The sequence below is a fragment of the Streptomyces sp. NPDC006326 genome (assembly GCF_040612915.1).
GTDB lineage: Bacteria > Actinomycetota > Actinomycetes > Streptomycetales > Streptomycetaceae > Streptomyces.
The window spans coordinates 19,594-40,182 of sequence record NZ_JBEXRC010000060.1 but is presented as its reverse complement, the minus strand read 5'-3'; the positions used below and the strand labels follow the sequence as shown (position 1 = coordinate 40,182).

Here is a 20,589-nt window from a genome sequence, read left to right as displayed (position 1 = left end):
GGTACGAGGTCTTCCTCGTACCCCTACGGGAACTACAGGGTGAGTGACGGGACTCGAACCCGCGGCCACCTGGACCACAACCAGGTGCTCTACCAACTGAGCTACACCCACCACGAAGGGCGGCGGACCGCCCGTTCGATGTGCATGCACAGCATAGCCGATCAGCAGGGTGGTCCCGCGACGCCTTTACCGCCCGGGGCGCCGCCCCGCAGCGTGCGCCACGGCGGCCGCAGCCAGCGCCTTCACGACGGGGTGGGGCCGCGTCCCGTTCCCGGACAGCTCAGGCTGGAACAGCGTGCCCACAAAGAAGGGGTGCCCGGGCAGCTCCACGATCCGCGCCTGGCCGTCCTCGTCGTACCCCGACACCCGCAGGCCGTGCGCGGTGAGCAGCGGCAGGTGCTGCTGCGCGGGCCCGTAGTTGCAGTGGTAGCGCTCCATCGAGCGTTCGGCGCCGAGCACGGACTCCGCGAGGGAGCCCGGCTCGGCCCGTACGAGGCCCTCGTGCCCGACGAGCGAGCAGGAGAGCGGGGCGATCAGCGGGTCGACGGCTCCGGGGTCGTTCTCGGCGTGCGCGGCGCCGGGCAGCCCGCACACGGAACGGGCGTACTCCAGCAGCAGGTGCTGGAAGCCTCCGCAGGTCCCGAGGAACGGGATGCCCGCCTCCCGGGCCTCCCGGATCGCCGCCAGCACCCCGGCCTCGCTGGCGTACGGGCTGCCGGGCAGCACCCAGACGGCGTCGAAGCGGGCCAGGGAGCCGGTCGCGGCCTCGGCGCCGGCCTCGCCGGTGGGGATCCAGTACGCGTCGAGGACCAGACCCTCCCGTGCGGCGAGGGCGTCGAGGAGCAGCGGGATCCGGTTGTGGGAGGTCACGTGCGGGGAGCGGTCGCCGACGAGGGCGATCCGGGCGACCTGCGTGTGCGGGATCTGCGAGGTCTGCGAGGAATGTGCGGTCTGCGCGGTCTGTGTGGTCTGTGTGGTCTGTGCGGTGGTCATGTGGATCATCCTGCGGCGCCGACCCCGTTCGGCGCCAACGATTGTTCCTGCATGCTCCATAAGCACGGCTGATGCACGGTCGGCGCGGGGCTGCCGCCGGCCCGGCGGCGGGGCGGGCGCAGGGCCCGTGCAAGCTGGGGCCCATGGATCCGCACCTGCTCCGCACCTTCGTCACCGTCGTGCGCCTGTCCTCCTTCTCCGGAGCCGCCCGCGAGCTCGGCTACACCCAGTCCGCGGTCTCCCAGCACATCGCCGCCCTCGAAGGCGACCTGCGGGCCGAGCTGCTCACCCGGCGGCCCGTGGAGCCGACGCCCGCCGGGGTGCGGCTGCTGGAGCACGCCGGGCCGCTGCTGCTGCGGCTCGACGCCGCCCGCGCCGACGTACTGCGGCTCGCCGCCGCGCCGCCCGGGCAGGTCGTGCTCGCCGTCTCCCCGCTCGCCGTCTCGCCCCGGCTGCTCTCCGCGCTCCCGGCCACCGGGGTCACCCTCCGGATGCTGCCGCCCGCCGAGGTGCCCGCCGCCGTGGCCGCCGGCGGCTGCGACCTCGGCCTGGTCGACGGCCTCGCCGCGCCCAGCGACCCGCTGCGGCTGCCCGACGTGGCCCCGCTGACGGTCACCGGAGCCGGCGAGGAGGAACTGGCCGTCCTGCTCCCGGCCGGGCATCCCCTCGCCGGGCGGCCCGCGCTGCGCCTCGACGACCTCGCCGACGCCCGCTGGCTCGACGCACCGCAGGCGGGCATCGCGCCCGCCGCCGTGCGCACCCGGCCCTCCCTGCGCTACGAAGGCACCGACCTGCGCGCCCTGTGCGCCCTCGCGGCCGCCGGCCACGGCCTGGTCCTGCTGCCCCGCCGGGTGGCCGAGAGCGCCGGAGCCGGGGTCGCCGTACCGCTGTCCGCCCCGCGCCTGGTGCACCGTACGGAGCTGCTCACGCCGACGAGCCCGACCCCCGCGGCCGCCGCCCTCGCCGCCCGGCTGACCGCCCCGGTCCCGGCCGGGGACTGACCCGCTCGCGCCCGGGCCGGTCCGGCGGCAGGATCGCCCCATGGATTTCGACGTGGACCTCGAAGCCGTTCCGGCCCCCTTCACCGCCGCCGACTACGCCGCCCGGATGACCGCCGCCGCACGGAGCGCCGCCGATGCCGGACTGGCCGGGCTGCTCATCGCCCCCGGGCCGGACATGGCCCACCTCACCGGCTACCGGCCGCCCGCCGACACCGAGCGGCTGACCCTGCTCGTGCTCCGCGCCGGCGAGGAACCGGTCCTGGTGGTGCCCGCCCTGGAGGCCCCCGACGCGGAGCGGGCCCCGGGCGCACCGGCCCTGACCCTGCGCGACTGGACCGACGGGACGAACCCGTACGGCATCACCGCCCCGCTCCTGGGAGCCGAGGGACGCTACGGGGTGAGCGACAACACCTGGGCCCTCCACCTGCTCGGCCTGCGCAAGGAGCTGCCGGGCACCTCGTACGCCGCGCTCACCGACGCGCTGCCCATGCTGCGCGCCGTCAAGGACGAGCGGGAGCTGGAGCGGCTCGCGGCGGCCGGCGCGGCGGCCGATGCCGCGTACGCGCAGGTCCTCCGGGTCCGCTTCGCCGGGCGCCGGGAGCAGGAGGTCGCCGCCGACCTGGCCGCGCTGCTGCGCGAACACGGCCACTCCCAGGTCGACTTCACGGTCGTCGGCTCCGGCCCCAACGGCGCGAACCCGCACCACGAGGCCGGCGACCGGGTCATCGGCCACGGCGACATGGTGGTCCTCGACTTCGGCGGCCTGCGCCACGGCTACGGCTCCGACATCTCCCGCACCGTGCACGTCGGGGAGCCGGGCGCCGAGGAGCAGCGCGTCCACGACGTCGTCCGCGAGGCCCAGCAGGCCGCCCGCGCCGTCGTCCGCCCGGGCATCGCCTGCCAGGAGGTGGACCGGGCGGCCCGCGCGGTGATCACCGAGTTCGGCTACGGCGACCGCTTCATCCACCGCACGGGCCACGGCATCGGCGTCACCACGCACGAGCCGCCGTACATGGTGGAGGGCGAGGAACAGCTGCTGGTCCCCGGGATGTGCTTCTCCGTGGAACCAGGCGTCTACCTGCCCGGCCGCTTCGGCGTGCGCATCGAGGACATCGTGACGGTCACCGCCTCCGGCGGACGCAGCTTCAACGAGGCCCCGCGCGAACTGGCCGTCGTGGAGTAGCCGCCCCGCGGGCGGGCGCGCGCCCTACGGGCCGAGGACGACCGCCGATTCGGCCGGCACGTGGATGCGGCCGTCGGGGTCCGGGTGGGCCACCGGTTCCCAGGCGGCCAGGACGCGGACGCCGTTGCGGCCCAGGGCGATCGTCGTCGGCTCGGGCGACAGGTTCACCACCACCCGTACGTCACCCCGCCGGAAGGTGATCCAGCGGCGCTCCTCGTCGTAGGCGACCTTCACCGCCGCCAGGTCCGGATCGTGCAGGTCCGGGTTGCTGCGGCGCAGCGCGATCAGGGTCCGGTACCAGGACAGCAGCCGGTCGTGCGGGGGGCGCTCCGGCTCGGCCCAGTCCAGGCAGGAGCGGTCGCGGGTGGCGGGGTCCTGCGGGTCGGGGATCTCCACCGCCTTCCAGCCGTGCCCGGCGAACTCCCGCCGCCGGCCGGTGCGCACGGCCTCGGCGAGCTCCGGGTCCGGGTGGTCGGTGAAGTACTGCCACGGCGTGCCGGCGCCCCACTCCTCGCCCATGAACAGCATCGGCACGAACGGCCCGGTCAGCGCCAGCGCCGCCGCACACGCGAGGAGCCCGGGAGAGAGCGAGGCGGTGAGCCGGTCGCCGAGGGCCCGGTTGCCGATCTGGTCGTGGGTCTGGGCGTAGCCGAGGAAGCGGTGCGCGGGGGTGCGACGCCGGTCCACGGGTCGGCCGTGGGTGCGGCCGCGGAAGGAGGACCAGGTGCCGTCGTGGAAGAACACCCGGGTCATGGTCTTGGCCAGGGCGGCGAGCGGGGCGCGTGCGAAGTCGGCGTAGTACGCCTGGGATTCGCCGGTCAGCGCGCAGTGCAGGGCGTGGTGGAAGTCGTCGTTCCACTGGGCGTGCAGGCCCAGGCCGCCGGTCGCGCGCGGGGTCGTGGTGCGCGGATCGCACCGGTCGGACTCGGCGATCAGGAACAGCGGCCGGGCCGACTCGGCGGCGAGCTCGTCCACGGCGGCGGCCAGCTCCTCCAGGAAGGTCAGCGCCCGCTCGTCGGCCAGGGAGTGCACCGCGTCCAGCCGCAGACCGTCGATCCGGTAGTCCCGCAGCCAGGCGAGGGCGCTGCCGATGAAGTAGGCGCGGACCTCGTCCGAGCCGGCGGCGTCCAGGTTCACGGCCGCGCCCCACGGGGTGTGGTGGGTGTCGGTGAAGTAGGGCCCGAACGCCGGGAGGTGGTTGCCGGAGGGGCCCAGGTGGTTGTGGACCACGTCCAGCACCACGCCGAGCCCGGCCGCGTGGGCGGCGTCGACGAACCGGGCCAGCCCGGCCGGGCCGCCGTACGGCTCGTGCACCGCCCAGGGCGCCACACCGTCGTACCCCCAGCCGTGCCGCCCGGGGAAGGGGCACACCGGCATCAGCTCCACGTGCGTGATCCCGAGGGCGGCGAGGTGCCCGAGGCGGGCGGCGGCGGAGTCGAAGGTGCCCTCGGGGGTGAAGGTGCCGACGTGCAGCTCGTACAGGACCGCGTCCTGGAGCGGGATGCCGGGCGGCGGCGCGCCCGGGGTCAGTGCCGCGAGGTCCACCACGGCCGAGAGGCCGTCCGGCCCGTCGGGCAGCCGCCGCCCGCGCGGGTCGGGCCGTACGGACGGATCGCCGCCCAGCAGGAACCCGTACCGGTCCCCGTCGGCGGCCGGGGCCCGGACGGTCCACCACCCCGCCCGGTCCGGATCGCGTGCCATGTCGTACGCGGTGTCACCGAGCCGCAGCGCGACCCGGTCCGTCAGCGGTGCCCACACCTCGAACTGCACGGACGGTCCCCTCCTCTTCGGCGGTACCGGAACGTGTGCCCGGCCACGTGCCGACCCCATCATGGCCGGGCGGCCGGGGGAGTTCTGGACACTCCGGCACGACGGGCCGACAATCACCCTGTGACGTCGAGTTTCGAGTTCCCCGCCCACCCCGCGCCGCGCCTGTCCGACGCGGAGCGCGACACGGCCCTGGGCAAGCTCCGCGAGGGGGCCGCCCTCGGGAAGCTGTCCCACGACACCTTCCTGCGCCGCATGGAGCTCGCGCTCGTCGCCCGCCGTTCCGAGGAACTCGCCGTGCTCACCGCCGACCTCGAAGGCCGTGCGGCCGAAGGGGCATGGACCCGGCGGGTGTTCGGCTGGGTGGGCCGGGTCTCCGCCGTGTCCGCCGGGGTCCGGCGCGCCTGGAACGCCGAGCGGCTGCCCAAGCTGCTGTTTCCGCATCCGGGCGCGCAGCCCTTGCGGATCGGCCGCGACCCGGGCAACGGGCTGCGGCTCACCGACGAGACCGTCTCCCGGGTCCACGCCGAACTCGGGCTGCGCAACGGGATGTGGGTCCTGACCGACCTCGGCTCGTCCAACGGCACCACCGTCAACGGGCGCCGGGTGACCGGCTCGATCGTGGTCCGCGACGGAGACCAGGTCGGGTTCGGCCGCATGTCGTTCCGGCTGTCGGCGGCCTGACTCCGCCCGGCCCGGCCCGGGCGCCAGAAGGGTACGGCGTGTCCCGCTCCGGTCCGGGGGACCGTCGAGCGCGAGGCCGTGACGGCCCGAGGAATGCGCGAGCCGACCACGACACCCCGCCGTACGCGCCGTACCGCAGTGGCGGCGACCTGCGCGGCCCTGCTGACCGCGGGCTCTTCCCTGCTCCCGTGCTGCGCCGCCCCCGCAGCTCCCGCGGCCACGGCGGGCGCCACCGGAGGCGATGATGGGCGCATGGACAACACGCCTGTCGTGCGCCCCGCGCGCCCTGAGGACCTGCCCCGCCTCGTCGAACTCATCCACGAACACGTCGCGTACGAGAAATCCGCGCCCCGGCCGCCGGACCTGGCCGACCGTCTCGGCCCCCAGCTGTTCGCCGAAGGGGCGCGGATGTGGGTCCTGCTCGCCGAGGCCCGGGACGGCACGGTCGCCGGATACGCCGCCTGCACCGCCGAGTTCGCCTTCTGGGACGCCCGCCACTACCTCCACATGGACTGCCTCTACCTCGCCGAGGACGCCCGCGGCCAGGGACTGGGCGCCGCCCTGATGGACGCCGTGGCCGCCCTCGCCCGGGAGCTCGGCCTCGACCACGTCCAGTGGCAGACCCCGGACTGGAACGAGGGCGCCATCCGCTTCTACGACCGCCTCGGCGCCACCTCCGCACCCAAGCGCCGCTACTCCCTGCCCGTGCAGAGCTAGAGCCCCTCTTCGGCGGGCGCCCCGGTGAGGCGCTCGTACGCGGCCAGGACCGTGCGGGCCTGGTGCTCGACCTGGACGGCCACCGGGACCCGGCGCGCCTGGAACCGGGCGGCGAAGGACTCGCACCAGCCGGTGACGAGCCGGTCCAGCGCGGGCGCCGCCGGGTGCCCCTGCGCACGCAGCACCCGCAGCAGCATCGCGGCGGCGCGCAGCGACAGGCGCCGCCCGAAGGCGTCGATGCTGCCGATGTAGGCGGCCGTGGCCTCGGCGGGCGCCCCGGCACCGGCCCACTCGGCGGCGATCCGGGGGATCAGGGCGAGGGTCCAGTCGACGGCCCGCAGCAGCGCCGCCGCGTCGGCCCCGTCGCCGGGCGTGCGGTACGGCGCGTCCTCGCGTACGAGCTCCCGCGCGCCCGCCACCAGCGCCGCGTCCGTGGTGAGCCGGCCGCCCAGGAGGCGCAGGGCGGCGCGCGGGTCGGGATGCGGGGCCGGATCGTCCACCAGGTCGGAGGCCCACATGGGGACTTCGACGATGGCGGTGGTGCCGTCGTAGCGGTGGGCGTGGTACCAGGTGCTGAGCCGGGTGTCCTCCGGGTGGAAGGCTCCGGCGGGGTCGGCACCGGCGCCCGGCAGCACGAAGATCCCCGGGCCGGGGGAGGGCCAGCCGGCCGCGTCCGAGGCCCCCGTCTCGATCGGTATCCGCAGCTCGGCCGCCGACTTGGCGAAGGGCTCGGCGAGGTTCGGTATGTCCCGGGTCAGCTGCACCCAGGAGCCGCCGAGGTCGGTGCCGTGCAGGGAGACCTGGAGGACGGGCCGCAGTTCGTCGATGAGGGCGGTCAGCGTGCGGGTCTCCGGCGGCAGCCGGTCGGCGGTCAGTAAGGACGGCGCCCACTCGGGCTGTTCCGGGCCGGGCGGCCGGTAGAAGTTCCGGTGGTAGTGCAGCAGGGAGTACGGCCGGGGCGTGCGGTGCAGGGCCGCGCCGTCGGGATCGGCGCAGAGCAGGAAGTGCCAGCCGCATCCGGCCCGGTGGGCGGGGTCGTGGACGAGCCGCCGTACGAGCGCGAGCGCGGTGGCCCCGCCCACGGGCTCATTGGCGTGCGCCCCGGCCACGACGAGCACGCTGCGGGGTTCCGCGGCACGGCCCCGACCCGGCCCTGGGCCGCGGCCCCCGGCACCGGCCCGGGGCTGCGACGGGGCCAGGGAGAGCAGCCACAACGGTTGGCCGGCCCGGGAGGTGCCCGCCTGGCGGAGCCGGACCAGGGCGGGGTGCTCCTCCGCCAGCGCCCGTGCGGCCGAGGCGAGTTCCTGGGGGGTGGGATAGCACATGTCACGATGCAGGGTCACGTCTCATGCAATGCCCGCCGCGCACGCCCCCTACTGCTCCGCGCCCCCCACACTTCCCGAAAGGCCCTGGCCAACGCCTTGCCGGCCACCCGGCCCGGGGCCGGCGCCGAAGGCGGTGCTACTGCTGGTGCAGCCCCCGGCCCGCCAGCGAGAGGAAGGCCTCACCGACCGCTTCCGACAGGGTCGGATGGGCGTGGACGTGGCGGGCCACATCGCCCGGCTCCGCCTCCCACCCCACGATCAGCTGGCTCTCCGCGATCATCTCCGAGACGTGCGGCCCCACCAGGTGCACGCCCAGCACCCGCCCGCCCCGTTCCGCGACGACCTTCACCGTCCCGCCCTGCCCGTGCACCATCCCCTTGGCCACCGCCGTCAGCGGCATGGTGTTCACCACGACGTCGTACGACAGCTCCCGCGCCTGCGCCTCCGTCAGCCCGACCGCGGCGGTCTGCGGCGCCGAGTACGTCACGCGCGGCACCGCCGTGTAGTCCACCGGCGCGCCCGCCACCCCCGCCAGGGTCTCCGCGACCAGCAGCCCCTCGGCGAACGACGCGTGCGCCAGGCCGGGCGAGGGCGGCGGCAGCAGATCGCCCACCACGTGGATGCCCGGCACCGGGGTCTCCAGCCGGGACCAGTCGGCCGGTGCCACGAAACCCCGCGCGTCCGCCGCCAGTCCGGCCGCGGCCAGGTCCAGGCCGTCGGTCACCGGCACCCGTCCGACCGCCACGAGCAGCCGCTCCGCCTCCAGCTCCACGACGTCGCCGCGCGCCCCGCGCACGCTCGCGCGCACGCCCCCGCCCGGGAGCCGCACCACCCCCTCCAGCCGGGCCCCGGCCCGCACGTCGATGCCCCGCTTCTTCAGCCCGCGCGCCAGATGCCGCGACACGTCGGCGTCCTCCAGCGGCACCAGTCGGTCCGCGGCCTCGACCAAGGTGACCGCCGCGCCCATCGACCGGTGGAAGGAGGCGTACTCCACCCCGATCGCCCCGCCGCCCAGCACCAGCACCGAGCCCGGCAGCCCCGGCGCGAACAGCGCGTCGTCGCTGGTGACGACCGTGTGCCCGTCGGGCTCAAGCCCGGACAGCGTCCGCGGCCTGGACCCGGTGGCCAGCACGATGCCGCGGACGGCCGTGAACTCCCGGCCGTCGTCGGTGCGTACGGAGCGCGGCCCGGTCAGCCGGGCCGCGGCGTGCACCACGCGTACGCCGGCGTGCTCCAGGTGCGCCTGCACGCCCTTGTGGTTGCGGGCGACGATGTCGTCCCGGGTGGCGGTCAGCGCCGCCCAGTCCACGGCGTCCACATGTGCGGCAACCCCCCACCGCTCCCGCGCCTCCCCTATGCCGTCGACGAGTTCGGCCGCGTGCAGCATCGCCTTGCTGGGGATGCAGCCGCGGTGCAGGCACGTACCGCCCACCTTGTCGCGTTCCACGAGGACGACGGTCAGCCCGAGGGCCGCGGCGCGCAGGGCGGTGCTGTAGCCGCCCGTGCCGCCGCCGATCACGATCACGTCTGCTGAGGTCATGCGGCCAGCGTGCCGCCGGGGCCGGCCATGAGTCCAAGGCAATGATCTTCTCGGCTCCATGCAGACTCTTTATGCTTCCTGCCCATGAGTCTGCGCCAGATGGAGTACTTCCTCACGGTCGTGGAGGAGTCCTCCTTCACCCGCGCCGCCGACGCCCTGCACGTCACCCAGCCGGCCCTGTCCCACCAGGTCAAAGCCTTGGAACGGTCCGTGGGCGGCGCCCTGTTGGAGCGCATGCCGCGCGGGGTGCGGCTCACCCCCATGGGGCGCGCCTTCCTGCCGCACGCCCAGCTCGCCGTCCGCAGCGCCCGCCAGGCCGAACGCGCCGCGCGCGCCGCCGCGGGGGCGGCCGGCGGCGAGCTCCACATCGCGGCCGTCCACGCCGTCGCCGTCGGCCTCCTTCCCGCCGTCGTCGCCCGCTGGCGCATCCTGCACCCGGGCGTCCGGCTGGTGCTGCGCGAGTACGGGTCCACCGCGGAGCTGGAGGAACAGGTGGAGCGCGGCGTGGCGGACCTCGCCGTCGGCCCGGAGCCCAAGGAGTGGACCGGCCCGGTACTGGCGGCAGGCCGCGAGGAGATCGTCCTGGTGGTCCCCTTCGACGACCCCCTCGCCGGCCGGGGCGCGGTCCGGCTCGCCGAGCTCGCCGACCGCGACTGGATCCGCTGCGCGATGGAACCCCTGGTGCAGGGCCGGCCGTTCCTCGACTGGGCGTGCGGGAGCGTCGGCTTCACCCCGCGCTCGGTGCTGCGTACGGAGCACACCTCCACCGCGGTACGGATGGCCGCGGCCGGGGTGGGCATCGTCGCCGCTCCGGCCCACACGGTCCGGGGCGCCCTCGGCGAGGACTGCGTGCTGCTCTCCCTGGACCCGCCGTGGCACCGGCCCCTGGCCGTCTTCTCCCGGGCGCCGCTGACCGGCGTGGCGGAGGCCTTCGCCGAGCTCGTCGCCCCCCGCTCAGCCGTCCCGCAGGAGCAGCCCCACCGGCCGGTCGGCGAACAGCTCGGTGAGCAGCACCTCGCCCTCGTACGGGACGTGCGGCGCGAGCAGTGAGCGCCACCGCCCGGGCGGCAGCGGCAGCGCGGTGTCCCGCCAGCCGCCCGTCCCCGCGAGCCGGTACGCGAGCCGGGTCGCCACCGCGAGCAGCCCGGCCGAGCGCCTGAACGCCACGCAGTGCCCGGCCGCCGGGCCGCGGGCGGCCAGCGGGGTGTAGCCGGTGAACAGCTCGGGCCGGTCCCGGCGCAGCCGCAGCAGGGCGGCGGTCAGCGCGAGCTTCTCCTCGGCCTGGTCCCGGGGCCGCGCCCCCGCGTCCAGCCGGGCCAGGGCCTCGCGCGGGAACCGGGCGGGGCGCCGGTTGTCCGGGTCGACCAGGGCCCGGTACTCGGTCTCGGCGCCCTGGTAGACCTCGGGGATCCCGGGCATGACCAGGTGCAGCAGGGTCATGCCGAGCAGGTTGGCCCGGGCCGCCTCGGCCGCTCCCGCCTCCTCGTGGAAGTCCGCCGGCTGCCGCCCTTCCTCGGCGTACTGCCCGACCGCGGCCTCGTACTCCTCGTCCTGGTCGGTCCAGCTGGTGCGCAGCGCCGCCTCGCGGGCGGCCTTGAGCAGGGCCGCCCCCAGGCGCTCGGCCCGCTCCGGGACCTGTCCGAGGCCGAGCGCCGTCTGCCGGGCCACCCAGGCGAGCTGCGGATCGGGCCCCGCCGGCCGCCCCATCAGCTCCGGCGCCTGCGACAGCACCGAGATCCGGGCCCGGACGTCCGCGCTGCGCTTGGTGTCGTGCGTGGACAGGACCGTCCCGGAATGCGGCCAGTCCCGTTCGAGCTCGGCGCAGTAGGCGTGGAACTCCTCGACGGAGACCGCCGGACGGCCGGGATCGCCCCCGACCTCGGTGGCGGACAGCAGGGGCGCCCAGCGGTAGAACGCCCGGTCCTCCAGGGACTTGGCGCGCAGGGCCGCCGAGGTCTGCGCGAAGCGCGCCGCGAACGCCGGGTCCTGCCGGGCCCGTTCGCGTACGGCGTCGGCCTCCTCGGCGCTCACGCCCGCCGCCCGCGCCACCGCGGCCAGGCCGGCGAACCCGTCCGTGCCGGGGTAGGGGCGGTAGGCCGGGTAGGCGATCAGCAGTTCCCGCACGGCCCGCGCCGCCCCGGGGCCCGCGCGGCGCTCCAGCGCGGCCAGCTCGGCGGCCAGGTCCTCGGTCAGCACCTCTCGCGCGGAGCGCTCCGCCGTCCGCGGCCAGTCCGCCGCGCCGGTGGCCTCCCGGTAGCGGCGGGCCAGTTCGGCGGCGCCCACGGGATCGGTGAACACGCCGTCCAGCCGGTACAGCGCGTCGTAGCCGGTGGTGCCCGCCACCGGCCAGGTGGGCGGCAGGCGTTCGCTGCGGGCGAGGATCTTCTCGACCACGATCCAGCAGCCGTCCCCCACGGCCGCGCGCAGCCGCCGCAGGTACTCCTCCGGGTCGGCCAGCCCGTCCACGTGGTCGATCCGCAGCCCCTGCACCACGCCCCCGTGCACCAGCTCCACCACCTTCGCGTGGGTGGCCGCGAAGACCTCGGGATCCTCGACCCGGACCCCGATCAGGTCCGAAATCGTGAAGAAGCGGCGGTAGTTGAGCGCCGTACGGGCCTCGCGCCACCAGGCCGGCCGGTACCACTGGGCGGCCAGCAGCCCGGCCGGGTCCAGTCCTGCCGTGCCCTCCCGGAGCGGGAACTCCTGCTCCCCGTGGCGCAGTACCCCGCCGTCGACCGTGAACGCCGCCGGGTCTGGCGGTCCGGCGAGGACGGGCAGCAGCACCTGTCCGCCGCCCGCCTCCCAGTCGATGTCGAACCAGCGCGCGTACGGGGAGTCCGGCCCCTCCCGCAGCACCTCCCACAGGGGCCGGTTCAGCCGCAGCGGGGAGGGCACCGCCATGTGGTTGGGCACGATGTCCAGGACCAGGCCCAGCCCGTGCGCCCGGGCGGTCGCGGCCAGGGCCCGCAGCCCCGCCTCACCGCCGAGCTCGGTCCGCACCCGGGTGTGGTCGGTGACGTCGTAGCCGTGCGCGGAGCCGGGGACCGCCTCCAGCACCGGCGAGAGGTGCAGGTGCGACACGCCGAGGGACGCGAGGTGCGGGACGGCCGCCCCGGCCGCCGCGAAGTCGAACCCCGCCCGCAGCTGGAGGCGGTAGGTCGACCGGGGTGTCCCCGGGGGAACGACTGCCGGAACATCGGATTCCATTCGGATGTACGCGTTCGGCTGGCTCATGAGAACGTACGTACCCACCTTCCCTGATTCCGTGCCATTACCCAATGCATCCGGGTGACTGCACCGCGTTAGCGTTGCGCGAGTGCTTGAAGCCGCCAGTACCTATCGAAGAGTCATCGCCCTGACCGGGCCCCTCCTTCCCCTCATTTCCTTTCTTGCCCGTCTGCCCGTGGCCATGTCCCAGTTCGGCAGCGTCCTGCTGGTCGCCGAGACCAGCGGTTCCCTCGCCACCGCCGGAGCGGTCGGCGGCACCCTGTCCGCCGGGCAGGTGGTGCTCGGCCCCGTCCTCGGCCGGCTCGCCGACCGGCACGGGCAGCGGCCCGTGGTCCTGACCGCCGCGGCGGTCAACGCCGTCGCCACCGCGGCCCTGGTCGCCGGGGCCCTCGGCGGCCTCGCCACCCTCCCGCTGGCCGCGATCGGCGCCGTCACCGGCGCTTCGGTGCCCCTGATCGGGCCGCTCGCCCGGACCCGCTCCGTGGCCCTCGCGCACCGCGCCGGGGCCGACGAGTGCGTGGTCGGCGCCGTCCACTCCCTCGAAGGCACCCTGGACGAGGTCTCCTTCGTCTTCGGCCCCGCCCTGGTCGGGCTGGCCGCGCTGCTCGCGCACCCCGCGGCCGCGCTCGGGGCCGCCGCCGCCCTCGTCGCCGTGTTCGCCACCGCCTTCGCGCTGCACCCGACCGCCGCCGTCACGGCCGGGGACCCGGCGCGGGCCGGCGGCAACGGCGAGGCCCGGGCCGCCGCCCGGACCGCACCGGGCAGGCATCCGCGCGTCGTGTACGCCGTGCGCTGCTCGCTCTTCCTCCAGGGCGCCCTGTTCGGCGGCTGCCAGGCCGGTATCGCCGCCCTCACCGCCCGCCTCGGCGTTCCCGGCCAGGCCGGGCTCGTGTACGCCGCCATGGGCGTCGTCAGCGCGGCCGTGGGCCTCGGGATCGGTGCACTGCCCGCCCGCTTCGGCCTGCGGCTGCGCTGGCGCGCGGCCACCGGCGCCGCACTCGTGCTCTGCGTACCGCTGCTGTTCACCGACACCCTGGGGCCGCTGTACGCCGTCGTCACCGTGCTCGGGGCCGCCTTCGCCCCGCACCTGATCACCGCGTTCGCCCTCACCGAGCGGTCCGTGGAGCCGTCCCGGCTCGCCGAGTCGACGGCCTTCGCGGCCAGTTCGCTGGTCGCCGGCCAGGCGGCCGCCCTCGCGCTCTCCGGGCGGCTCGCCGAGTGGTACGGGCCCTCCGGGGCCTTCGCCGTCTGCGTCGCAGCCGCCGCGCTCTGTCTGCTCCTCGCCCTCACCACCCGCGTCCCGGCCGCCCGTACGGCCCCCGCCCTGCCGCCCGGCCGCGCCGCCGCCGGACGCCCGGCCGACCGGCCCGCGGCGGACGGCGGTTCCGCGGCGGCCGCCTACGCCGGGCGCTGAAGCACCACCAGGCACCGTCCCGTCAGCGCCACCCGGTCCCCGTCCGCGAACTGCGGCCCGGTGCCGGGTGGCAGCACCTCCGGCCGTGCCGTGTCCACGACCAGCCGCCACTGGGCACCGTGCCCGGCGGGGATCGTGAACTCCTGCGGCTCCGCGCCCGCGTTGAACATCAGCAGGAACGAGTCGTCGGTGATCCGCTCCCCGCGGGCGCCCGGCTCGGAGATGGCCTCCCCGTTCAGGAACACCGTCAGCGCCCGTGCGTGCTGCGCCTGCCAGTCGCGGGCCCGCATCGGCTCCCCGTACGGGGTGAACCAGGCGATGTCGGACAGCTCGTCGTCGGTGCCCTCCACCGGCCGCCCGTGGAAGAACCGGCGCCGCCGGAACACCGGGTGGTCGCGCCGCAGCCACACCATCCGCCGGGTGAACTCCAGCAGGGCCGGTGCCGGCTTGCCCGGGTCCGGCCACTGCACCCAGGACAGCTCGTTGTCCTGGCAGTAGGCGTTGTTGTTGCCGCCCTGGCTGCGGGCGAACTCGTCGCCGTGACTGAGCATCGGCACGCCCTGCGACACCATCAGGGTGGCCACGAAGTTGCGCATCTGCCGCTCGCGCAGCTGCTGCACCTCCGGATCCTCGGTCGGCCCCTCCGCGCCGCAGTTCCAGGACCGGTTGTGGGTCTCGCCGTCCCGGTTGCCCTCCCGGTTGGCCTCGTTGTGCTTCTCGTTGTACGAGACCAGGTCGTGCAGGGTGAAACCGTCGTGGCAGGTCGTGAAGTTGATGGAGGCCAGCGGGCGGCGGCCGTCGTCCTGGTAGAGGTCCGAGGAGCCGGTCAGCCGCCCCGCGAACTCCGCCAGCGTGCGCGGCTGTCCGCGCCACAGGTCCCGTACGGTGTCCCGGTACTTGCCGTTCCACTCCGTCCACAGCGGCGGGAAGTTCCCCACCTGGTACCCGCCCTCGCCCAGGTCCCAGGGCTCCGCGATCAGCTTGACCTGGCTGACCACCGGGTCCTGCTGGACCAGGTCGAAGAACGAGGACAGCCGGTCCACCTCGTGGAACTGCCGGGCGAGCGTGGCCGCGAGATCGAAGCGGAAGCCGTCCACGTGCATCTCGGTGACCCAGTACCGCAGCGAGTCCATGATCAGCTGGAGCACGTGCGGGGACCGCATCAGCAGCGAATTGCCGGTGCCGGTGGTGTCCATGTAGTGCCGGGGGTCGTCCGCGAGCCGGTAGTACGAGGCGTTGTCCAACCCCCGGAAGGACAGCGTCGGCCCCAGGTGGTTGCCCTCGGCGGTGTGGTTGTAGACCACGTCCAGGATCACCTCGATCCCGGCCTCGTGCAGGGCCCGGACCGCCGACTTGAACTCCAGCACCTGCTGGCCGCGGTCGCCCGAGGCGTAGCCGTTGTGCGGGGCGAAGAAGCCGATCGTGTTGTAGCCCCAGTAGTTGCTGAGCCCGTCGTCCACCAGCCGGTGGTCGTTGACGTACTGGTGCACCGGCATCAGCTCCAGCGCCGTCACCCCCAGCTTGGTGAGGTGCCCGATGACCGCCGGGTGCGCGAGCGCCCCGTACGTCCCGCGCAGTTCCTCCGGAAGGTCGGGGTGACGCATGGTCAGCCCCTTGACGTGGGCCTCGTACAGCACCGTGTGGTGGTACTCGTGGCGCGGCGGCCGGTCATTGGCCCAGTCGAAGTAGGGGTTCACCACGACCGAGCTCATCGTGTGCGGGGCCGAGTCCAGGTCGTTGCGGGAGTCGGGCCGGCCGAAGTGGTAGCCGTAGACCTCCTCGCCCCAGTCGACACTGCCGGCGATCGCACGCGCGTACGGGTCGAGCAGCAGCTTCGCCGCGTTGCAGCGCAGTCCACGCTCGGGCTCGTACGGGCCGTGCACCCGGAACCCGTAGCGCTGGCCCGGCATCACGCCGGGCAGGTAGGCGTGCCGCACGAAGGCGTCGGTCTCGCGCAGCTCGACGGCCGTCTCGGAGCCGTCGTCGTGCAGCAGACACAGTTCGATACGTCGGGCGGCCTCGGAGTAGACCGCGAAATTGGTCCCGGCGCCGTCGTACGTGGCACCGAGCGGGTACGCCTGTCCCGGCCAGACCTGCATGGATAAGGACTCTTCCTCTCGGCTTCGGGCTGATGTGTCGGGCTGATCCGCCGTGGACCACGTCACTGGCAGATCTTCCCCGAAAGTGGGGCCCTACGCGGGGACTTGGGATGCGTCCTCCGGGTGACCCGGAGACCTGATATGCGGGTCAGCGGACTATGCGCGCATCGGATAATGGGTCAACGGGCCCCCGCCGTACGGCCCATCGGGCTGCACCGGGCGCCGACCTCGGAGTACCCTTCCGTGATCACTGGAGACGGGCGTCCAGACGCAGAAGGCGGTGCACGGGTGAGCTCGGGAGGTCTGGAGCTGCCCCCTGGTGACAGCGGTCACGAGGGCGGCGGCCCGGCGGACGCCCCAGGAGGTGCACCCGGCGGTGCGCCCGGCGGGGTGCCCACAGGCGTGGCGGCCGGGGCGGTGTCCCTGGCCCCGCCGGCGGCCGGGAGCGTACGGGCCGGCGCCGAGCTGGACTGGGGGGCGGACGCCTGGAGCGAGGTCCGTACGCGGGCCCAGCGGGCGGGCCGGGCGTACATCTGGCTGAACCTCGTCGAGCAGCGGCTGCGGTCGGTGGTCGGCGCGGTGCTGCGGCCGATCTACGAGCCGGTGCACGGCGAGGACGACTGGGTCGTCGCCGCGGCCGGCCCCGCCGGTCAGGAATGGGTGCAGCGGGCCGTGGCGGTGCGCGAGGTCAGCCGCCGCAAGGGGTACCTGCTGGACCCCGCCGACGACAACGTGCTCAGCTTCCTGACGCTGCCGCAGCTGCGGGAGCTGATGGTCCAGCACTGGCCCTGCTTCGAGCCGTACTTCGACGACCGGCGCGAGATCGAGCTGGCGCTCGACGAGCTGGAGGTCACCCGCAACGTGGTCTCCCGCAACCGTGCCCTGTCGCGGCCGGTGCTGGAGCAGGCCGAACGGGCCTCGGCGCGGCTGCTGGAGGCCCTCGGCGGCGGTGCGGGCTCCCCGTCGGCGGACCGGCTGCCGATCGACGCGGTCGAGGACCTGGTGGGGGACCGGTACGCGGACGTCGTCTCGGTCCACCCGGACCGGGTGCGCCTGCAGCGCCAGCTGCCCGCGGAGGACCTGTTCGGCGGGGCCCGGCGGCTCGACGCCATCGGCATAGGCCTCAACCTGCTGGTGCAGAACTTCTCGGGCCGAAGACTCGTGCGGCTCACGGAGGCCGGCTGCCGGGTGCGGCTGCTGTTCCTGAACCCGGCGAGCAGCGCGGTGAAACGGCGCGAGCGCGAGCTCGGCCTGCGCAAGGGCGAGCTGAGCCGCTCGGTGGAGATGAACATCCTGCACGTACGCCGGGTCCGGGCGGGGCTGCGCGACCCCTCGCGCTTCGAGATCCACGTCTTCGACGAGACACCGCGCTTCACGGCCTACCTGGTGGAGGGGGAGTCCTCGGGCATCGCGGTGGTGCAGTCGTACCTGCGCCGGGCCCGCGGCATGGAGGCGCCGGTGCTGGTGCTGCGCGGCGGCCCCGCCGGCACCCGTGGCGCCGCGCGTGACGCGGATCACGGCCTGTTCCCCACGTACCGTGAGGAATTCGAGTCGATCTGGGAGGACTCCCGCCCGGTGTCGTGACTGTCAGTGCCCCGTGCGAGGCTGAAAGCCGTTGACCGAAGGCGTACGGGGGAGGGGCACGGGGTGGAGGACGGGTACGGCATGGCGTCCCGGGCGGTCCGGAGGGGCGGGGCCCTGCGATGAGCTGGATCAGCAAGCGGATGGTCGCCTTCGACCTGGAGACGACGGGGACGGACATCGAGTCGGACCGGATCGTGACCGCGGCGGTGGTCGCGGTGGAGCCGGACGGGGGGATCGCGCGGCAGCGGACCTGGCTGCTGGACCCGGGCGTGCCGATCCCGGCGCAGGCTTCGGCGATCCACGGCATTTCCACGGACCAGGCCCGCGCGCAGGGACTGCCCGCCGCTCCCGCGATCGAGGAGATCACCGGGATCCTGGCCGGCGTGCTGCGCTCGGGGACCCCGCTCGTGGTCATGAACGCGCGGTACGACCTGTCGCTGCTGGACCGTGAGTGCCGCAGGCACGCGGTCGTGCCGCTGGTGGAGCGGGTCGGGGGCGGACCCGCTGCGGTCATCGACCCGTTGGTGCTGGACAAGCACGCGGACCGCTACCGCAAGGGGAGGCGGACCCTCCAAGCCCTCTGCGAGCACTACGGCGTCACGCTCGACGACGCGCACGACGCCGCCGCGGACGCACTGGCCGCCGCGCGTGCGGCACGGCGCATGGGGGCGGAGCACGCGGTCATAGGCTCCGTCGCCCTGGCCGAGCTGCACGAGCTCCAGGTCCGCGCGGCGGCGGAGCAGGCCGCCTCGCTGCAGAGCCACCTGCGGCGCACCTCGGATCCCGAGGCGATGGTCGAGCGGGCCTGGCCCGTGGTCCCGTACCGGGGCTGAAGACCCGTCAGCGCCCCGGGCAGGGGCGCCGCCCTCAGAAGGCGTGCCAGCGGGTGCCGCTGTCGCCGTTGCGCAGGCAGGCGACCCGGCGGCGGAATTCGGCCAGGGCGCGGGCGTTGGCAGGGGCGCGCTGGGACACCCAGGCGCAGCTGGCCGTTTCGCGGGCGCCGCGCAGCACGGCGCAGCCCTCCCAGTCGCGTACGTCCCAGCCGTAGGCCTTCGTGAACGACTCGTACGCCTCCGCGGTGAGCCCGTAGCGGTCACGGGAGAGGGCCATCACCACCAGGTCGTGCTCCCGCAGGTCGGCCGAGACCGTTTCCAGGTCCACCAGGACCGGGCCGTCCGGGCCCACGTGGACGTTGCGGGGCAGGGCGTCGCCGTGGATCGGGCCCGGCGGCAGCTGCGGGGTCAGGGCGGCCACCTCGCCGGCGTGGGCATCGCGCCGGGCCCGCAGAAAGGCGGCGTCCGCCGGGTCGATGGCCTCGCCCGCGAGCCGCAGCCAGCGCTCGACCCCGCCCAGCAGGTCCCGCGCGGGCAGTGCGAAGGGCGGCTCGGGCAGGGCGTGGACCTGCCGCAGCAGCAGCGCCAGGTCCTCGGGGCCCGCCGGACGTACCGCGTCGGGCAGGCGGTGCCAGACCGTCACCGGATGCCCGGCGACCAGCCGGGGCTCCGGTTCGGCCGCGCGCACCGCCGGGACCGAGGCCCGTGCGAGCCAGGCCGCGACGGCCAGTTCCCGCCCGGCCCGCTCCAACAGGGCCGCCTCCCGGCCGACCTTGACCACCAGGTCGCCCAGGGCGAAGACCGCGTTCTCCCCCAGCGCCAGCAGCCCGGCGGGGCCGGTGAAGCCCGCCGCCGTCAGTACGTCCCTGGCCTGCGCCTCGTCCATGCCGTCCCTTCCGGGTTCCCGGTCTTCCGTCCGCGGTGAACCGGCCCAGTCTCGCACCGGCGCTCCGGAAACGGATTGCACGAGACGTATCGTCTCGTTAACGTGAGGGCATGATCCCCACAGCCGCACCCGCACACATCGCCATGTTCTCCATCGCCGCCCACGGACACGTCAACCCGAGCCTGGAGGTGATCCGCGAACTCGTCGCCCGCGGCCACCGCGTCAGCTACGCCATCCCCGCCTCCTTCGCCCCCAAGGTCGCCGGGACCGGCGCCACGCCGGTGATCTGGAACTCCACCCTGCCCACCGACGACGAGCCCGAGGCCTGGGGCACCGAGCTCATCGACCACGTCGAACCGTTCCTCGACGACGCGATCCAGGCCCTGCCGCAGCTCGCGGCCGCCTTCGAAGGCGACGAACCGGACCTCGTCCTCCACGACATCACCGCCTATCCGGCGAGGGTCCTGGCCCACCGCTGGGGCGTCCCGGCCATCTCCCTCTCCCCGAACCTGGTCGCCTGGACCGGCTACGAGGAGGAGGTCGGCGACGCCGTGACGGCCGGACTGCTCGCCTCCGAACGCGGCCGGGCGTACTACGCCCGCTTCCGGGCCTGGCTCGACGCGAACGGCATCGACCAGCACCCCGACCCCTTCGTCGGCCGCCCGCGCCGCAGCCTCGTGCTGATCCCGCGCGCCCTCCAGCCGCACGCCGACCGCGTCGACGAGAGCGTGTACACCTTCGTCGGCTCCTGCCTGCCCACCGGGGCTGCCGGCCCGGAGGCAGCGGACACCTGGCAGCCCCCGGCGGCCGCCGCGGGGAAGAAGCTGCTGCTGGTGTCCCTGGGCTCCACCTTCACCCGGCAGCCCGCCTTCTACCGCGCCTGCATCGAGGCCTTCGCAGACCTGCCCGACTGGCATGTCGTCCTGCAGATCGGCCGGTTCACCGACGAGGCGGAACTCGGCCCGGTCCCCGGCAACATCGAGGTCCACCGCTGGGTCCCCCAGCCGGCCGTCCTGGAACACGCCGACGCCTTCATCACCCACGCGGGCGCCGGCGGCAGCCGGGAGGGCCTGGCCACCGCCACCCCCATGGTCGCCGTCCCGCAGGCCGTCGACCAGTTCGGCAACGCCGACGTGCTCCAGTCGCTGGGCGTCGCCCGGCACGTCCCGATGGAGGAGGCGGACGCGGTCACCCTCCGCGAGGCCGTGCTCGGCCTCCTCGCGGATCCGCAGGTCGCCGCCCGCGCCGAGGCGGTCCGCGCGCAGATGGCCGCCGAAGGAGGCACCCGGCAGGCCGCCGACCTCATCGAGGCCGCGCTCGGTGGGGCATGATGCG

The 20,589-nt window shown here is 74.9% G+C and carries 16 protein-coding genes and 1 tRNA gene; 9 read left to right on the top strand and 8 right to left on the bottom strand.

Annotated elements, in window-relative coordinates; all coding sequences use genetic code 11:
* Positions 1-38 precede the first annotated feature (38 nt).
* Both ABZ128_RS31965 and ABZ128_RS31960 read right to left on the bottom strand, forming a co-directional pair.
* Positions 39-111: transfer RNA gene (locus tag ABZ128_RS31965), tRNA-His, on the bottom strand.
* A gap of 75 nt (positions 112-186) precedes the next feature.
* Entirely contained in the window at positions 187-993 is an 807-nt protein-coding gene (locus ABZ128_RS31960) for a gamma-glutamyl-gamma-aminobutyrate hydrolase family protein (protein WP_356852952.1), read from the bottom strand.
* A gap of 143 nt (positions 994-1,136) precedes the next feature.
* Here ABZ128_RS31960 and ABZ128_RS31955 point away from each other — a divergent pair, with 143 nt between their 5' ends.
* Positions 1,137-1,994 (top strand): LysR family transcriptional regulator, encoded by an 858-nt coding sequence (locus ABZ128_RS31955; RefSeq protein ID WP_356852950.1) that lies wholly within the window; start codon positions 1,137-1,139, stop codon positions 1,992-1,994.
* Between the two features lie 40 nt (positions 1,995-2,034).
* Positions 2,035-3,177 (top strand): aminopeptidase P family protein, encoded by a 1,143-nt coding sequence (locus ABZ128_RS31950; RefSeq protein WP_356852948.1) that lies wholly within the window; start codon positions 2,035-2,037, stop codon positions 3,175-3,177.
* A 24-nt stretch (positions 3,178-3,201) separates the two neighbouring features.
* On the opposite strand, the gene treZ is transcribed toward ABZ128_RS31950, so the two are convergent.
* Positions 3,202-4,947 (bottom strand): malto-oligosyltrehalose trehalohydrolase, encoded by a 1,746-nt coding sequence (treZ, locus tag ABZ128_RS31945; RefSeq protein WP_356852947.1) that lies wholly within the window; start codon positions 4,945-4,947, stop codon positions 3,202-3,204.
* A gap of 120 nt (positions 4,948-5,067) precedes the next feature.
* On the opposite strand from treZ, the gene ABZ128_RS31940 reads away from it, so the two are divergent.
* Together ABZ128_RS31940 and ABZ128_RS31935 are read left to right on the top strand one after the other, a co-directional pair.
* On the top strand, positions 5,068-5,628 hold the full coding sequence (locus ABZ128_RS31940; protein ID WP_356852945.1) for a DUF1707 and FHA domain-containing protein: 561 nt from the start codon (positions 5,068-5,070) through the stop codon (positions 5,626-5,628).
* Between the two features lie 252 nt (positions 5,629-5,880).
* Positions 5,881-6,345: a GNAT family N-acetyltransferase gene (locus tag ABZ128_RS31935; RefSeq protein ID WP_356852943.1), complete on the top strand. Its 465-nt coding sequence runs from the start codon at positions 5,881-5,883 to the stop codon at positions 6,343-6,345.
* Here the strand turns inward: ABZ128_RS31935 and ABZ128_RS31930 are convergent.
* Together ABZ128_RS31930 and lpdA are read right to left on the bottom strand one after the other, a co-directional pair.
* Positions 6,342-7,688 (bottom strand): M14 family zinc carboxypeptidase, encoded by a 1,347-nt coding sequence (locus tag ABZ128_RS31930; RefSeq protein ID WP_356852942.1) that lies wholly within the window; start codon positions 7,686-7,688, stop codon positions 6,342-6,344. The two genes, ABZ128_RS31935 and ABZ128_RS31930, sit on opposite strands and share 4 nt — an antisense overlap.
* A gap of 118 nt (positions 7,689-7,806) precedes the next feature.
* On the bottom strand, positions 7,807-9,210 hold the full coding sequence (lpdA, locus tag ABZ128_RS31925) for a dihydrolipoyl dehydrogenase (protein WP_356852941.1): 1,404 nt from the start codon (positions 9,208-9,210) through the stop codon (positions 7,807-7,809).
* A gap of 84 nt (positions 9,211-9,294) precedes the next feature.
* On the opposite strand from lpdA, the gene ABZ128_RS31920 reads away from it, so the two are divergent.
* Positions 9,295-10,260: a LysR family transcriptional regulator gene (locus ABZ128_RS31920; protein WP_356852939.1), complete on the top strand. Its 966-nt coding sequence runs from the start codon at positions 9,295-9,297 to the stop codon at positions 10,258-10,260.
* Here ABZ128_RS31920 and treY read toward each other — a convergent pair.
* Complete coding sequence (gene treY, locus ABZ128_RS31915) at positions 10,165-12,417, bottom strand: malto-oligosyltrehalose synthase (RefSeq protein ID WP_356852955.1); 2,253 nt, start codon at positions 12,415-12,417, stop codon at positions 10,165-10,167. The two genes, ABZ128_RS31920 and treY, sit on opposite strands and share 96 nt — an antisense overlap.
* Before the next feature lie 109 nt (positions 12,418-12,526).
* Between treY and ABZ128_RS31910 the strand changes: the two genes are divergently transcribed.
* Positions 12,527-13,852: an MFS transporter gene (locus ABZ128_RS31910; RefSeq protein ID WP_356852938.1), complete on the top strand. Its 1,326-nt coding sequence runs from the start codon at positions 12,527-12,529 to the stop codon at positions 13,850-13,852.
* Here ABZ128_RS31910 and glgX read toward each other — a convergent pair.
* Positions 13,837-15,951 carry a glycogen debranching protein GlgX gene (glgX, locus tag ABZ128_RS31905; protein ID WP_356852936.1) on the bottom strand — a complete coding sequence of 705 codons (2,115 nt, stop codon included), beginning with the start codon at positions 15,949-15,951 and terminating at the stop codon, positions 13,837-13,839. The two genes, ABZ128_RS31910 and glgX, sit on opposite strands and share 16 nt — an antisense overlap.
* Positions 15,952-16,239: 288 nt before the next feature.
* Between glgX and ABZ128_RS31900 the strand changes: the two genes are divergently transcribed.
* Both ABZ128_RS31900 and ABZ128_RS31895 read left to right on the top strand, forming a co-directional pair.
* Positions 16,240-17,535, top strand: coding sequence for an SAV2148 family HEPN domain-containing protein (locus ABZ128_RS31900; protein WP_356852934.1), 1,296 nt, complete (start codon positions 16,240-16,242; stop codon positions 17,533-17,535).
* Positions 17,536-17,654: 119 nt separating this feature from the next.
* A complete protein-coding gene (locus tag ABZ128_RS31895) occupies positions 17,655-18,368 on the top strand; it encodes an exonuclease domain-containing protein (RefSeq protein WP_356852932.1) in 714 nt (237 codons plus the stop codon).
* Positions 18,369-18,402: 34 nt separating this feature from the next.
* Here the strand turns inward: ABZ128_RS31895 and ABZ128_RS31890 are convergent, their stop codons facing one another.
* A complete protein-coding gene (locus ABZ128_RS31890) occupies positions 18,403-19,254 on the bottom strand; it encodes an aminoglycoside phosphotransferase family protein (protein ID WP_356852931.1) in 852 nt (283 codons plus the stop codon).
* A 110-nt stretch (positions 19,255-19,364) separates the two neighbouring features.
* Between ABZ128_RS31890 and mgt the strand changes: the two genes are divergently transcribed.
* The gene (gene mgt, locus ABZ128_RS31885; RefSeq protein ID WP_356852929.1) at positions 19,365-20,585 is read left to right on the top strand and encodes a macrolide-inactivating glycosyltransferase; all 1,221 of its coding nucleotides are present in this window, start codon (positions 19,365-19,367) and stop codon (positions 20,583-20,585) included.
* Positions 20,586-20,589: the final 4 nt, after the last annotated feature.